16 protein-coding genes are annotated in these 15,195 nt (G+C 61.0%); all 16 read right to left on the minus strand.

Annotated elements, in window-relative coordinates:
* Positions 1-3: 3 nt before the first annotated feature.
* Positions 4-837 (minus strand): GNAT family N-acetyltransferase, encoded by an 834-nt coding sequence (locus BV034_RS36490; RefSeq protein ID WP_063768914.1) that lies wholly within the window; start codon positions 835-837, stop codon positions 4-6.
* A 126-nt stretch (positions 838-963) separates the two neighbouring features.
* Positions 964-1,587 carry a hypothetical protein gene (locus BV034_RS26825; RefSeq protein ID WP_265593516.1) on the minus strand — a complete coding sequence of 208 codons (624 nt, stop codon included), beginning with the start codon at positions 1,585-1,587 and terminating at the stop codon, positions 964-966.
* Positions 1,588-1,705: 118 nt separating this feature from the next.
* Positions 1,706-2,548, minus strand: a complete 843-nt coding sequence (locus BV034_RS26830) for a hypothetical protein (RefSeq protein WP_265593517.1) — start codon at positions 2,546-2,548, stop codon at positions 1,706-1,708.
* Positions 2,549-3,911: 1,363 nt separating this feature from the next.
* Positions 3,912-4,424, minus strand: a complete 513-nt coding sequence (locus BV034_RS26835; protein ID WP_050030032.1) for a hypothetical protein — start codon at positions 4,422-4,424, stop codon at positions 3,912-3,914.
* Between the two features lie 107 nt (positions 4,425-4,531).
* On the minus strand, positions 4,532-5,686 hold the full coding sequence (locus BV034_RS26840; protein WP_050030033.1) for an ABC transporter permease: 1,155 nt from the start codon (positions 5,684-5,686) through the stop codon (positions 4,532-4,534).
* Positions 5,687-5,696: 10 nt separating this feature from the next.
* A complete protein-coding gene (locus tag BV034_RS26845; protein ID WP_050030034.1) occupies positions 5,697-6,851 on the minus strand; it encodes an ABC transporter permease in 1,155 nt (384 codons plus the stop codon).
* A 13-nt stretch (positions 6,852-6,864) separates the two neighbouring features.
* Entirely contained in the window at positions 6,865-7,575 is a 711-nt protein-coding gene (locus BV034_RS26850; RefSeq protein ID WP_050030035.1) for an ABC transporter ATP-binding protein, read from the minus strand.
* Positions 7,576-7,595: 20 nt separating this feature from the next.
* Positions 7,596-9,176, minus strand: coding sequence for an efflux RND transporter periplasmic adaptor subunit (locus BV034_RS26855; protein WP_265593518.1), 1,581 nt, complete (start codon positions 9,174-9,176; stop codon positions 7,596-7,598).
* A 124-nt stretch (positions 9,177-9,300) separates the two neighbouring features.
* Positions 9,301-9,753, minus strand: coding sequence for a hypothetical protein (locus BV034_RS26860; RefSeq protein WP_050030037.1), 453 nt, complete (start codon positions 9,751-9,753; stop codon positions 9,301-9,303).
* Between the two features lie 469 nt (positions 9,754-10,222).
* Positions 10,223-10,678 (minus strand): arsenate reductase ArsC, encoded by a 456-nt coding sequence (locus tag BV034_RS26865; RefSeq protein ID WP_050030038.1) that lies wholly within the window; start codon positions 10,676-10,678, stop codon positions 10,223-10,225.
* A 36-nt stretch (positions 10,679-10,714) separates the two neighbouring features.
* Complete coding sequence (locus tag BV034_RS26870) at positions 10,715-11,395, minus strand: aquaporin (protein WP_050030039.1); 681 nt, start codon at positions 11,393-11,395, stop codon at positions 10,715-10,717.
* 21 nt (positions 11,396-11,416) lie between these two features.
* On the minus strand, positions 11,417-11,884 hold the full coding sequence (locus tag BV034_RS26875) for a DUF6428 family protein (RefSeq protein WP_050030040.1): 468 nt from the start codon (positions 11,882-11,884) through the stop codon (positions 11,417-11,419).
* Between the two features lie 16 nt (positions 11,885-11,900).
* Entirely contained in the window at positions 11,901-12,317 is a 417-nt protein-coding gene (locus tag BV034_RS26880) for a metalloregulator ArsR/SmtB family transcription factor (RefSeq protein ID WP_050030041.1), read from the minus strand.
* 65 nt (positions 12,318-12,382) lie between these two features.
* Positions 12,383-13,111, minus strand: coding sequence for an ECF-type sigma factor (locus tag BV034_RS26885; RefSeq protein ID WP_050030042.1), 729 nt, complete (start codon positions 13,109-13,111; stop codon positions 12,383-12,385).
* Between the two features lie 70 nt (positions 13,112-13,181).
* Entirely contained in the window at positions 13,182-13,715 is a 534-nt protein-coding gene (locus BV034_RS26890; protein ID WP_265593519.1) for a hypothetical protein, read from the minus strand.
* Positions 13,716-13,750: 35 nt separating this feature from the next.
* The coding region (locus BV034_RS26895; protein WP_265593520.1) for a serine/threonine-protein kinase at positions 13,751-15,195 on the minus strand (1,445 nt) is incomplete at its 5' end.

The following is a 15,195-nucleotide window of genomic DNA, read 5'->3' on the forward strand; positions in this document are numbered from 1 at the left end:
ACCTCAAGCATCCAACTGCTTCTCACCCGACAGAAACCTCGCATTGAGGATCCAGCCGTCGCGCACCTCATAGGTGGCAACGAGTTGTACAGTACCAGCCCCTTCTGGAAAAGTCCGAGCGACAAGCTCGTGATCAATCACGAAAGCGCCCATGACAATGCGATGCAACAGTTTGGCGTGCAGATTGGGTTCCGCTAAACGCAGTCGGAATCGTTCCCGGATCTCTGCCTTTCCAGAAGCCAGCAAGGTGTTCGGATGTTCGAACAAGCGGGCATCCTCAGCATAGGTCGCCACCAGCGCCTCAAGGTCATGAGCGTTGTAGGCATCGAGTTGCTGTTGCACAACATCCGCGGGCAAGATCGGAATACTTGGGGAACGGGAATAGTAGACATCCCACTCATCCTCTCCAGTCTGCATAAACCCATGCCGTTGGTAGAAGCGGTTGGACGCACTATCTCGCAGCGCGCCCAAGAGCACCGGCAATCGGAGGGCATCGGAGCGCTTGAGAAGCATGTGGAGGACAAAGGATCCCACACCCTGAGATTGGGCGTCGGGGTGAACATAGAAGTGATCCAGGTGATAAGCGTCGTCAGAAGGGCGAAAGGTGCAAAAACCGATTCGTGCACCATCGAGGACGATGACCTGGCTGTGCTCAGGACTGAACGACTTACGCAAACGCTCCCTGGCCCGTTCAGGGTCGAATCGTCCCACACGCTCAAGGCTCTCGCGCATGGCCGCGATGCGGAGAGTTGCCAACTCTTCGAAGTCGTTCGGCGAGACAGGGGCGAAGGTGACCCGGTCTGCAAGGGTGGTGTGAACGGGAAGTTGCGGGTTCATGAGTGGCTTGCGACAAGGATGAAGAGCGGGATCTCGCAGCCCAGAACCACTTGGTCCAGGGGCCTGAATTCGGGCAGGCTTACCAGATGGTCTTAGTCGAGCATGGCGTATTCAGCATTCTCCCCCTCATGGGTTACCCTTTTGTCCCTTCTTCCATTCGTCAAAGTCGGCCTGCAGCTGCGACAGTGGACGCCGACGCTCGAAATATTTGGAGTCGCGGCCAAAGAAGACGATTGTCCCAACCTTGGTTTCGACGTCAAACTCACCCAAAGCTTCATCAAGGAAGAGATAGCCAATCTGCCCAAGCACTCCTTCTTTCTCCCCTTTCGCGTAGCCATCCAAGAAGAGCATGATGCCGATTTTTCCCGGAGCCTCGTCCTTGAAAACGGCATAGTGAACCTCCTTCGCCTTAATCTCCACCCCGCCGTACTCGATGTCGTTGATCGGAGTCCTCCGCTGTCGGTATTTGATGAATTTCCATCGCTTCAGTTCTGGCGCAGCGCGGTGTAGCGATTCGACGCTCGGGAAGACGGCTTTGAGTCCACCGGCGCTGATGACAAACTCCCGTGTTCCGTCCGTTCGTACAGGCCCAAACTCAAAGGTCAAATCTTCGTGGACCTTCGCCATGGCGTTGTTGAGATGATCAAAAGTCGATTCCTGGTCCTTCTCAAATTGAAAGAGGCGGTCTTCGTTTGCCGCAAACCACCTCCAAAAAACCTGTTCCTTGGTTTCATTGGCAAAAATGGGCATGTTGGTGAGGAGGGACAGCAAGACTAGAATCGCGAGTTTCATTTCAACCAATCGATGTCAACGAGTACCGGTGAAGCCACAAGTGAGCATGAGATTTCGAAAGAACTGGTCACCTCACTCAGCGTTGGGCGGGTTGTTGCTCGTCAATTGTCTTTCGGGGAGCTTCGAAGCTGCCGTGATGCATCGTTTCACCGTGTTTGAGTTCCCGCATCGACTCGACTTTGATTCGACGCCCTCCATCGGCCTTTTCAAGCGCCCCGGTAATTTCGACGTGGGACCCACTTGGTACCGCAGGGGACTTTGGAACTTCAACGAGGGAAATGCTGGCATCCTCTGTTGTAGGGGTCTCTGGAATCCAGAGGACTGATGCTTCGTCCGATATACCGGCTATGAAAACGCCTCTTGTCTTCAATCCGGCTTGGGGAGGCTTTTCCGAAAGGGTTCGAGCATCGACCCAGTCGCCATTGTCAGGAGCTGGTTTTTCCCCCAAGGCAACCCAACCCATGTCGGTTTCGGACCTGGTTGCGCCGTACTCTTTGTTGTCTATCTCTTTTCGGGCAATGATGCGGCCCTCTTTCACGGTCAGGTACAACGTCTTGCTGTAGACGGAAGCAAAGCCCATGTGGACGTAGCGCAGCATTTCCCCTCGGCGAACCCGCAACACACCTGAATACCAACGGGCTTTCACAGAGCCCTTGGCATCCGGAAACACCGTCGTCAGCGGAAAAACTTCCCCTGCTTTTGTCCGATCGTCGGAGTCGTAGTCCGGTTTGTGCAAGCCGGTGAGATACAATTCGTCGCCTTTTACTTCCCATGTCCCGATGTATTCACGCCACAAACCGGAACTCGAAATTCCGAGCCTCATCACTACCGGTCTTTCATGTCCGCTTTTGAAATACACCTCCAACGGAGTAGTAATCATCTCTTCCTTTTTGCCATCCAGAACCAGTATTTCAGGCATTTGCGCCGTGGCAAAGGCACGGCACGGAAGGACAAAAGCCAGGAGGAGGGCGGCGAATCTCATAGCAGCATCTCTGAATGTTGTTTTCAGGCTTGAACGGCGCTTTTTAGCGAGGCAACCATCGGCACTCCAGGCTAGGCGCAAAGCCTACTCACCGCCATTGCGTGGCGCAATCACTTTCATCGAGTGCCGTGCGCGGCCACGCCATAGAGCCGGTCCGTCTTGAAGGCAAAGAGCCGGGACGCCTCGTGCGGCGGGCCGACATTCTTTCAGGTGTCAACGTTATGGTTGCCTCGCTGGCAACAGAAGGCAACATCAACCCCATTCCACCGCGCAGCACCGACAGGCCCGTCTCACAACGGCCAGGTCTTGAACAACCGGCTGCGCATGGATAGCTTCACCGAAGGGTCCTCCATTTCGACAATCTCAAGCGAGAACCATGATCGCTTGAGGAGGAACTTCCGTGAAGGTGTCATATGCCACTTGCTACGATCTTTCGGTGAAGTCGTAGCTGGCAAACTTCCCGTGAGGATCATCACCGATTGATCCAATCAGGATGCCATACACCACGGCAAGGTGGCGATCAGCGAGACCGACTCGGTAAAGACTTCCCATCCGCGGACGGGTTTAGCTTGTTGTAGAGCGGAATGGCGAGACTGGAGACTAGGCCAATCACGAAGAGCGCCATCAGAGGCCAGAGCAGGAGTCGCCTGAGATCAGGGGGAAATGGATTTCGGAGCTTCATGCCGTCTGATTTGATGTCGGTGACAAGACGGCAAAACTATAACAGGCATGCCCTGCCCGACTCAAGACGAAAACCGGATCGCTGGGTAGATCGAGTAATCCTGATTCCGCCTAAAGGCGGTACTCCAACCCTGTTTGAGCACCTGTCATTCTGTTGATGGAAGCGAAGAGGGTTGGAGTTCCGCTTTTATGCGGTGAAGCTCTTCGCAGGGAATGTCAGTGCCTACAACAGCCCTCGTGAGCAAAGACCTCCATCAGTAAAAGGAGCGAAGGACATTCCTGTCCTGGTTCGCAACAGACGTCCCATGACGTCGCCTCGTGTTTGTCGCACCTCGCATCTGTGACGACGCCAGCTACGTTGATCGACCTTCACCTAATCAGCCGCTGGATCGTGCGACGGGACCGGGACTGGAAAGTCCCTCCCTCCTTTTACTGACCGGAATTGGGAGTCACGTGTGAGGGTCTGCTCAGTCGCGCGATATGCCTCATCCGTCGCCAGGCTGAAGCCCGGCACTACTTTGCCACACATCACCAAGACAGACTCATACGAACAGCGTCTCCGCCCCAAAAACACAAAACCCTTCGTGTGAGTCTATCTCAGCGTCGTCACGCCCGCCCCTTACTTCTTCTCCACCTGGATCTGCGTGACGTTCACGATCAGCACGTCTTTTCCAGAAGCCGCATCCACAGTCCCTTTGACCACGACGGTGCTCAACTCCTTGAGTCCTCCCAATCCACGGAGAGGGGCTTTGACAATCTTGCCGTCCGCTCCGCGGACCTGAATGGTGGCAATGCTGGCTTTGAGCTTCTCCGGAGTTTCGCAGCAGAAGTCCCATGGAGTTGCACAGGTATCGCCGGGCATGGCATTGCAGGCGGTGATGGCTTTCTCATCTGCCAGCACGGCGATGGCGGCTTTGTCGATCAGCGACGTCATGCGACCGCCGATGCGACCACGCAGCACGATCTCGGTCCCGGCCTTGGCGGTCTCTTTGCGGGCAGCAGCGACCGCGACGGCCCCGGACGGAGCGGTGGTGACGAGGATCCCTTCAGGCAAATCGGCAGCCATGGCCTGAGGCAGCGTGAAGGAAAGAGCGGTGAGGACGAACAAGGAGAGGAACGATGTCTTTTTCATGATCAATACAGTTATGAGTTAGGGGTTATGGGTTAAGAGTTGGGTCTGGTGAGTGATGAGTTCGTATTGAGATTTGAAGTTTGAAGTTTGGCATTTGAATTTTCGCATCAAGCCGACCGAAGCGCGGCAGGCAGCTCCGGGCGCAAACACGTCCAGGCCGGGGGCAGCGTACCGATAATGGCAAGCGTGAGACCTCCGAGCACGCCGAGTCCAAGGATGCCCGGGGTGATACGCAGGAGGAAGGTCCCGATGGAGAAGGGAACGGAAAGACCATCGGCAAAGGCCAGGGCGATGACGGCAGCAAAAAGCGAACCCAACAGGGAGGCGAGCAAAGACTCCTGGAGCAGGCTGAGGGCGAGCGCCTTCCGGGAATAGCCCACCGCCTGCAGAGTGGCCATCTCCCGCACGCGGGAGGCAAAGGCGGCGTAGAAGGTGTTCATGCCGCCAAAGACCGCCCCGGCCACGACGAGACCGGCGGTGACCCAAGTCATGATGCGCAGCGGGGTGTAGAAGGCGGCGAGTTTTGCATAGTAGTCGCTCTCCCGAATGGCGGCGAGTTCGAGGTCCAACCGTTGGAGGGTGAACACCTCCACATCATCGAAGGTGGCGGAGTCCAGCCGCACCACCACACAGGAGATGGTGTCGCGCTGGCCGATAGCCCGGAGGTCGTTCAGATCCGCCCAGAGCTCAGCCTCCATCACCGTGCCGGGGGCCTGAAAGATGCCGGAGATTCGCAGAGTGGTGCTACCGACCTTCACCTGGGTACCCGGCTTGATAGCCTCCTCCCCCACCCCGAGCCGATGCGCGGCCAAACGGCCCACCATGATCTCTCCGGCCCGCGGGAAGGTGCCTTCCACCAGACGGACTTCCGGATGCACCAGCAGAGCGGCAGGTGTCACGCCACGAAACAGCGCCTGTCGTGAATCCCCCGGGCCGCCGCCCAAGGTGAGCAACCCGTTGTAGTGAATCTCCGGCGAGACCGCGGCCCGCCCCAACACCTCCTCCAGACCGCTCACGGCAGCCTCCAGCTCGGAGGGGACGGAGGCCTTGATCTCGCTCCGTTCCACACTCTCCTCGCTGCCGGTGCCGAGGACGATGATGTTTTTCTCCGATCCTGAAGAGCGCAGCACGCCATCCATGCCCTCTGACAAGGCAGCGGCCAGCATGAGCAGCAGGATCACCAACCCGCCCCCCAGGACGATCTGGAGGAGCCGGGCTGGCACCCGGAAGAGATTTCTAACAGCGTAGGAAAGGGGCAACATGGCGAATCAATCAAACAGCACGGAGTGAGGAAACAATGGGGCGACGGGCAGCCTGCCACGCCGGGTAGAGACTGGCCAGCAGGCCGAGGGCGAAGGCGGTGAGGAGCCCGCGCAGGACGACGTCGAGATCCGGCATGATGGCGAGGGTGACGCCCTCATTACCGATGGTGATGCTCTGCCAGCGCAGGAAGGCCAGGGCTGAGAGGACACCCAAAACGCCGCCAGCCAGTCCCAGCAGCACGCCTTCCACCGCCACCAGCAGGGCAATGGCCCGCTGACCAAAGCCGAGGGTCTGCAGCACGGCATTCTCCTTCACGCGAGCCCGCACCACGAGGAGTACGGCATTGGCCACCAGGCCCAGCACGGCCGCCACGGCCCCGAGGCCCAGCCAACGGGTGAAGCCCACCAGCTCCACCAGCTCCTGGGCGGTATCGGCAAAGAAGGCCTTCTCCGGCCGGGTGCGGGTGGGCGCCTGCTCACTGCGGAAGTATTCGTCGATCTCCTTGGCCACCGGATCAAGCCGCTCCGCAGAAGTTACGCGGACATTGAACTGCGTGACCACGCCCAGCCCGGCACGGGAGGCCTGCTGGAGGAAGGGCAGGTGGACATACGCCACGTTGTTGTCTTGCGGCTCCGGGCTGTCGATGATGCCCGCCACGTGCACCACCACGCCGGCGGCATCGAAGCGATCCCCCACCTTCAAACCACGCCGGGCGGCGAAGTGCCGGCCCAGCAGGGCGGCATCGCTACGTTGTTTCCACGACTCCACCGTGCCGTCCAGCACCTGGATCTGCGGGGCGTACTTCGTGAGGCTGTCGGGCGGCACACCGCGGAAGGCGATGATGTCCAGGCTGGCGCCGCAGTTGTTCACCACGATCTGGATGGGGATGACCTCCCGCACGCCTTCAATTTTCCGGATGGTCGATTCATAGTGCTCCGGGAGCCGGCTGGTGGCGGGGCAGAAGCGGTTGTCCCGGTACACCACGAGCGTGGTGTCATCCGCCGTGGTCTGCGTGGCGCGCCGGAGGCTGCCCTGCATGGTCTCCACCGTGGCAAACAGGAACATGCCTGCGGCCACGCCCAGGATGGTGAGCAGGGAGCGGATGCGGTGGCGAGTCAGTTGCTTGACCGCCAGGAGCACGATGTTGAAACTTTTCGCGATCATGAGAGGTCAGTTTTCAGGCCGCTTGCATGTTCAGGTCGGCCGCTTCTACAAGACGATCTTTTTCAAGGTGCAGCACCGTGTCGGCCACGGCGGCAGCACGAGGATCATGCGTGACCATGACGATGGTCTTGCCATGTTCCCTCACCAATTCTCGCAACAGGTTGAGGATCTGCGTAGCAGACTCGCGATCCAGATCCCCTGTGGGTTCATCCGCGACCAGCAGCGCGGGATTGGCCACGATGGCGCGGGCAATGGCGACGCGCTGCTCCTGGCCACCGGACAACTCAGAGGGCCGGTGGTCTGACCGATCCCCCAGGCCGACGAGCTCCAGCGCCACTTGCACCTGGCGGTGGCGTTCTTTCCTCGAAAGCGGTGCCAGCAGCAGCGGCAGCTCCACATTCTCAAACGCCGAGAGAATAGGCACCAGATGATAGAGCTGGAAGATGTAGCCCACGTGGGAGGCGCGCCATTTCGTAAGCTGGCCGCGCTTCAACTTCGCAATATCCACCCCGCCCACATGCAGCGATCCCGAGGTGGGGCTGTCGATGCCCGCGATGAGGTTGAGCAGCGTGGTCTTGCCGCTACCCGAAGGGCCCATCAGAGCCAGGAAGGTGCCGCGGGGCACATCCAGATCCAGCGCGCTCAGCGGAGTGACTGGGGTGTTTCCCTTGTGGTAGGTCTTGGTGACGCCACGGCAGCGGATGAAGGATTCGTGTGAGGACATGGGGAAAGGGGGCTTGAGGTTCACGGAGTTACTTTTTCAGGACGCACGCGCCGTCCATCGGCAAGACCGACATGCGGCGGCAGAATGACCAGGTCCCCCGCCAACACTCCGGAGGCGATCGCGACATGGTCCTGGATGCGATGGGTGCCCAGTTGCACCTTCCGGTGGATGGCGGTGTGGCCATCCGGGGCCACCAGCCAGAGGGAGGCTTCACCTTTTTCACCAGAAGCGGAGATCACCGCCGACTCCGGCACCATGACCACCCGGTCTCCCCGATCGGCTTCAGGTGTCGCCTGGGCAGGCACGCTGCCGGATTTTGAGGAGGCCTCGGCGTTGATGGCAGCACCGGAAGCGGGTTCGAGGAACTTCACACGGCACAGCATCTCGGGCCGGAGGCGTGCGTCGGGGCTCTGCACCTGAACCTTGGCCTGGAGGGTGTTGCGCTGCAGATCCGCGGCACCGACGATGCGGGTGACCACCCCGTTAAATTCCACTTGGGGCAGGAAGTCGGACGTGATGACTGCGGGCTGGCCCACAGCGAGCCCACGGGCCTCAGAGAGAGGCACGTCCACCCGCACTTGCAGGTGCCCTTTCTCAAACAGCGTGGCGACCACGGAGGAGTCGTGCTCATCCATGTTCATCACCTTCTTCTGCCCGGGCGCGGCCTTCAGCGCCAGGATGACGCCATCCACCGGAGAGACGATCTGGGTACGGGTGAGCGCGAGTTGCTGCTTCTCCACCATGACACGCGCGGAGGCCACGGCGGCGGTGAGCACCTGAGTCTGGGCGCGTGCGGCCTGCACCTTGGCCACAGCGGCCCGATGCTGGGATTGCCGTGCAGCGACTTCGGCCACCTGCCCTTGCACCACAAAGCGCGCACGAGCCCTGTCTTGTTCTGAAACCGAACCCGTGGGAATCCGCTCCAGTCGTGCGAGGTTGTCTTTCTCCTCTGCCAGCCGGGCCTCTGCCACGGTCACCTGGTCCTGCATGGCGCGGGCTTCGGCATCTGCCACCTCCACCTGCACGGTCTGTAGGGTAACGGCCGCCTCAGCCTCCGCGAGCGTGCGCTCGGCGGCCTTGAGGGCGAGCCGGATGTCTTCTGAAATCAGCTCGGCGATGACCTGGCCCTTCTTCACCTCCTGGCCCTCCAGCACGTTCACCTTCTCGATGACACCATCTGTCAGGGCGACCGCGTGAATCGGCAGCGGATCAGGCTCCACCCAGCCACCGGCTTGGAAGAGCATCTTACCCGCACTGGCGGCGGGAGGTGGTGGGATCGCCGCAGGAATCGGAGCAGCACTGGAATGGTCCGATGCATGGGCGCTCGCAGCAGCGGGCGCGGCATCCAGATCTGCCAGCAACACGGCGCGGCTCACCTGAACGACCGGTGCCGGCAGCAACTGATCGCGATAGACAACGGCAAAGACTGCGCCAAACGCCGCGATCAAGGTAAAGGGTAGGAGCCACGCTGGAAGCCGCAGCAGACGTCGCCAGAGACTGCGAGACTCGGGTGCGGAGGATGCGACTGGGGCAAGGTCAGTCGCGGTGAGATCGACAGAGGCAGCAGGCCCCGGCGACTGATAAAGTTGGGATAAAGACACGGAATGAGAGAGATGAAATGGGGCGCGTCACGCAGGATGCGTGCAACGCGAACGACCACGGTCAGGCACAGGCTGCAGTCTCGCAGCTCAGCGCACCAGCTTCACAGGGAAGGCTCGTCTCTTCTCAAATCAAAAGCGCACCATAGAGGATGGTGCTGGGCGGCCCTGTAAGTTCAGGGTGATGCGAGCTGTCCCGGGTCCATGCCGGGGTGGGCTCGTCACGCAACATCGTGCGATCAATGATGAAAGGGTCCTCTGTGAGCAACGCCACCGTAGGCAGCGGGGCATCCACATGCGAAGAGGCCGGGAAGGGCTGGTCGCTTTCGGCAGAGGCCATGCGCCAGCAATCGTCGGCGGAGAACAGGATGGCAGAAGCCACATCCTGAGGCGATTCCGAGGAGGACGCCGGCATCTGCAGTCCGGCCGGTTCATCCGGGCACTCGCCGCAGCAGGCCTCCGGGGCCTCACCCAGCGAGATGGCACCAGAGCACAGGCACTGCACCACCGTCTGCCCCTGCAATGCAAAGAGCATGGTGGAGAGCAGCAGCAAGATCAGTGCTCGAACGCGGCGTGCCATGTTAGTCTATTCTAAAGGGACGGTGGGGACAATGCAAGGGCGGGGTGAGGCGGAAGCGATGGGGGGGTGGAAATGAAGGATTGCTCACAAGGGGGCTGCAGGACACGAGGGTCTGACATGGAGGTGTTGAAGGTGGTGGGTAGGAAGAAGATGCTGTCGGCCTTCCCACCTGATCAATCCTCTGCGGAGGTACCCAACGTTGACTCGCTTAGGGCTCGTCCAACGTTGGGCTGTGTTAGAGATCCCATTCTGGGATCAACTTCGAACTGGGGCGAGTGCCGCTAGTTTTTTCCTTGGCGGCCACCCAAAACGCCAGACTTGAGCGGACGCTTAAGGGGAGACCGAAGGGATGGCAGCATCATGGGACGCGCGGCTCGAACCGGGACAGGAATGTCCCTCGCTCCTTTTACTGATCAGCCTCGCTGGGCGTGCCCTGTGAGGCGTCAGCTCAGGTCTTGCGTCTTGTGTCTTAAAGTCTTGTGTCTCCCGCAGAGCGGGCATCCCTGCGCCCGGCCGCATAGGCCTCGAACACGGCGCGGATCTCATCCCGCACGCGACGAAACACGGCCAGTTGCTCCTCCTCGGTGCCGGTGGCGTGGGCGGGGTCATCAAACGGGAAGTGGTGCCGGTTCATCTGTCCGGGGAACATAGGGCAGACCTGATCGGCCTTGCCGCAGACGGTGATGACCGTTTCCACTGGCTGGTTCAGGAAATCATCCAGGTGCTTGGAGTGATGAGCGGAGATGTCGAGGCCGATCTCGGCCATGGCCTTGATGGCGAGAGGATGGACGTAGCCTGCGGGCTTGGAGCCTGCGCTGGCCACTTGATAGCCTTCGCCGAGCGCCTGGCGCAGGATGCCTTCGGCAAGGTGGGAGCGACAACTGTTGCCGGTGCAAAGAACGAGGATGAGGGGAGATTGAGACATGGATGGAAGAAGGACTGATGAGTGATGAAAAACGGATCAAGGCTGCCGGGCACCGGAGCAGGCACCGCCACAGCAACCGGCTTCACGCACGCCCACGCAGAGCGGCACGGCGAGCAAAGCCCCCACCACGGGAGCGAGGAGATAGATCCAGAGGTGCTCCAGGTGACCACTGAGCAGAGCGGGTGCGAGGGAACGCACGGGGTTCATGGAAGCACCACTGATGGGTCCGGCGAACATGGCTTCCAGCGCGATCACGGCACCGATGGCGATGCCTGCGGTGAGCCCCTTTTCCCTGGCCCCGGTGGAGACGCTAAGAATCGTGAGCATGAGGATGGCGGTGAGCACGATCTCCAGGATGAAACTCTGGCTCGCCGCACCTGCGGGTAACGTGGCCCCCAGCGTGGCATTGCCAGGAAAGAGCGCCTTCAAGACGCTGCTGGCCGCGAGCGCCCCTGTGATCTGCGCCGCCACGTAACCCGGCACTTCCCGCCAGGAGAAGCGGCGTGCGACCGCGAAGGCCAGCGTCACCGCCGGGTTCAGATGAGCCCCGCTCACATCGCCAAACGTGTAGATCATCGCGAGCACGATGAGGCCGAACGTGATGGCGATGCCAGCATGCCCGATGGTGCCGCCACTGACCTCATTGATGACGATGGCACCCGTGCCCGCGAAGACGAGGGCAAAGGTGCCGAGAGCCTCTGCGAGCAGCTTTTTCATGGGACGCGAAGGCGGGATTGATTAGCAGCAGCCAGTGCCCGTGCAGCAGGCTTCCTGCTCCCCGGAATCGGCGGCAGGGAGGCCACAGCGCTCCATGGCCAGACAGGCGGTGTGTTTGTGGTCCAGAATCAGCACCACCGCCTCGGCACGCACGTCGTGATCTTCGATGATATATTGGGAAATCACTTCATCCTCGTACTCCACCTCCACGGGCACCGTTTCATCCGGCAGATAGGGGCGGGCCTTCTCCAGAATGGCGGCCATCTTACCCGTCTCGATGCGGTGATGATAGTCCTCCCCCACCCAGACCTGGAGCTGGCAGGTGATGGTCTCGCGCAAGGTGCCGCCGCAATCGAGGAAGGTCTTTTGCACGCGCCCCACTTCCGTGACGTGGAAGGAGAGCGGCACGGCGGTGCCATTGGGCAATTGGATCTGAAAGAGCTTGTCGGAGTGGCTCTTCAGCAGGGATTTGAGTTCTTGGAGGTTCATAGGGAGGAAGGTGGGGTTAGGCGACTTTGGCAGCAGCGGCATTGCGACGACGGACGGGCGGAGAACAAGATGACTTGAATCCCACACAACAGCTCCCGTCGTTGCCGCGTTTGGCAAGACGTTGCTTGAGCTTGCGGGCGTCTGCCTTCAGGACGGCATCGGCAGCCAGTTCCCGCTCATCCAGCCGGAAAAGGGCCCGGGTGGCGGCGAGCAGGGATTTGGAGAGGGTGTAGTACACCCACTTCCCTTCCTGGCGGGTATTCGCGAGACCCGTCTGGCGCAGGTACTGGAGGTGCGTGGAAAGCGTGGACTGGGGCAGGTCCAGCACATCGCAGAGTTCACAGACACACAACTCCCCCATGCGCAGCAGGGCAATGACCCGCACGCGGGCGGGCTCGGAAAAGGCTTTTCCGATGAGGGTGAGATCTCGCATCGTCATATCGGGTTATAACGATATGACATGACCTTGCGGACGCTGCAAATGACATTTGCCGAAGATTAACTCTCGGGCTGACGGAGCAATGCGGCCCGGAGGTGTAGCAACTCCTCCTCCACGCTGGCCCCGGCCGTCGTGTCCAGCGTCTGGGCCACCTGCTGCCGCACGGTGTCCCGGTAGCGCTGGCGGAGCCGGTGCAGAGAGACGCGGATCGCACTCTCCGTCACGCCAAGTTCCCTGGCACAATCCGCAAGAGAACCGCCCGCCTCATTTCCCGCCAGCCAGGGCTTCAGGGTGGTGAACTGGGTGGAGCGCCCTTCTGCGTCCATCTCCTGCTCCAGCGTCTGCAAAGCCCGGGCGAGCAGCGCATGTGCCCACTGTCGGTCAAACTCCTGGTCCGGCGGGGGACTATGCCTGTCCTCCAGCGTGCCCGGCGGCAGCTCGTCTCCCACCTCGTCGAGCGAGAGTTGAACCGTACCGCCGCCACGACGCAGGGCGCGGGAGCGATCCACCATGTCACAGAGGAAGTGCTTTACCGCTCCCAGAAGGTAGCTGCGGAATCGCCCCTTCTCCGCCTCCGCAGCCCCCAGATGCTGGCGCTGCAACAGTCGCAGAAAGAACTCCTGCGTCAGATCACGAGCACGCTCCGCGGCCCCCTCCCCTGCCCCGCACCACTGGCACACGAACCGCTCCACGGGAGCGTGATAAAGCGCGCACAACTCTGAAAGCGCTGCCGCGCCACCTTCCCCGCCCTGCCCCGTGCGACGCACCAGCGTCCAGCGCGTTTCCACAAAGGAACTGGGGGGGAGGTTCAGAGGCCATGCCGCAGGGAGAATCTCATGGTCGCGCCAGCTGGCCCAGTCATTTCGATTGCGGCACTGTCGAAAGCCCGCTCTCCGAGTAAAACTTCACCTCATCCACCCAGACCGTGCCTGGGCCTTCGATCACCACATTCACCAGCGCCCGCTTCAAGAGGGCCGGTTGATTGATCATCATCGGAAGACGCACCTCCACCCAGTCGGTATCGCCCTGGAGGATCTGGCCGAGCCCCTTGGAAAAGGCACGGCCCATCTTGTCGAACTCGCACCACATCTCCAGATAGGCTCGCTGTTTGACGCCAGCCCCCTTCACCTTGGCCACACACCAGAAGATGTTCCCCTCGCCGACATGAAACCCGTCCTGGTCCACCAGGGTGACAGACGCGCCCTGCTCCGCCACCACCTTGAGGGAGCCATTGCCATCTACCGTGATGTCACGGTCCATGGAAACTACCGTCCTCACCTGGTCGAGCCGGTTGCACGGCAGCACACCGAGATCGCGGGATTGCACCACCGGCACGGTGAGCGCCAGAGCGCATACCACCGCCAGTGACCTGGCAGAAGAGCTGGATGTCATTTTCATAAGTGGGCTGTTGGGAAAAAGCTCATGCCTCATGGCGCGGAAGGTTCCGCCGTGAACCGGATGTCATCCACCCAGACTGTGCCGACACCGCTGAAGGCGACATTCACCAGCACTCGCCTGACCTCCACCGGCCGGCCCACCTTGAGAAACAGGCGGATGGTGCGCCAGTTCTGTGTGCCCTGCAGGACCTGGTCGGTTCCTTTGACCGCCATGCGGGTGCCATCGGCCAGTTCACACCACATTTCCAGCAGGCCGCCCTGCGCCAGGTCGCGACACTTCATCCTGGCCTCGCACCACAAAGTTTCTCCTTGAACCACGTTGATGCCATCCAGATCTCCCACGGTGACTACCGCCCCCTGACGGCCCTCAATCCGGATGGAGCCATCGCCCCCGGGAGAGTTCTCCGGATCCATCAACACATGAGTGCCCACGCGGGAGAGGTCGCTCATTGGCAACACCTTCTCCTGCCCTGGCGGCACGGCTCGCCGGTGGCGCTGGGTGTAGGCCAGTATGCCAAGCAGCATCGGGATCAGCAGGAGGAGGAAAATGCCTGCAAGCACCATCAAACAGCCCCGCAGCCACCAGGAACCACGACGGGGACCGGCAATCTTCTCCGAAGGAGAAGGACGCGATTTCGGAGTCGGGTTCGATGAAGCAATGGTTCGCACATCCGTGCTGACCTCCCCGGCATCCTGATACCGCTTTTCCCGCTGCTTCTCCAGCGTGCGGAAGACGACGCCATCCAGCCGCGCATCCACCCCGCTGTGCTCACTGGGAGCAGGAAAGCGCCCCAGGGGCAGACCGCCCGTAAGCATCTCATAGAAAACCACCCCCAAGCTGTAAATGTCTGCCCGGTGGTCCACATCCTCCGGATGCTCCACCTGCTCCGGAGCCATGTAGGCCATGGTGCCGAGCTGCATGCCACTCTGGGTGAGAAAGGTGCCCGGCGCGGAAGCCTCCCCGGGCAGGACAAACTTGGCCAGGCCAAAATCCGCGATCTTGATGCCCCCCTGGGAGTCCAGCAGAATGTTCTCAGGCTTCAGGTCACGATGCAGCACGCCGCGCTCATGCGCATAGTGCAAGGCATCACAGAGTTTCGGCACCATCAGCAGGGCCTCCTGCGCCGTCAGCCCGCCCTGCTTCATGGCCTGACGCAGGTTCACACCGTCAACATATTCCATGAGCAGGTAGGCGAAGCGCGGCGTCTCTGCATGGACCTCGCTCTCGCCAAAGTCATAGAGCTGCACGATGTGAGGGTGATTGAGCCGGGCCAGGGCACGTGCTTCCCGGTGAAAACGCTCTACCCAGGCGGGATCTCCCGCCAGTTCCGGGGGCAGGACCTTGAGCGCGGCGAGCCGGTCCATCTGAATCTGGCGCACCTTGTACACCCGGCCCATGCCGCCAGCACCCAGGGGCTCGATGATTTTCAGATGGGGGAACGCCCGGGCGAGCATCTCTGGCTGCGGGGCCGGCA

Source organism: Verrucomicrobium sp. BvORR034, from assembly GCF_000739635.1.
Taxonomy (GTDB): Bacteria; Verrucomicrobiota; Verrucomicrobiia; order Verrucomicrobiales; family Verrucomicrobiaceae; genus Verrucomicrobium.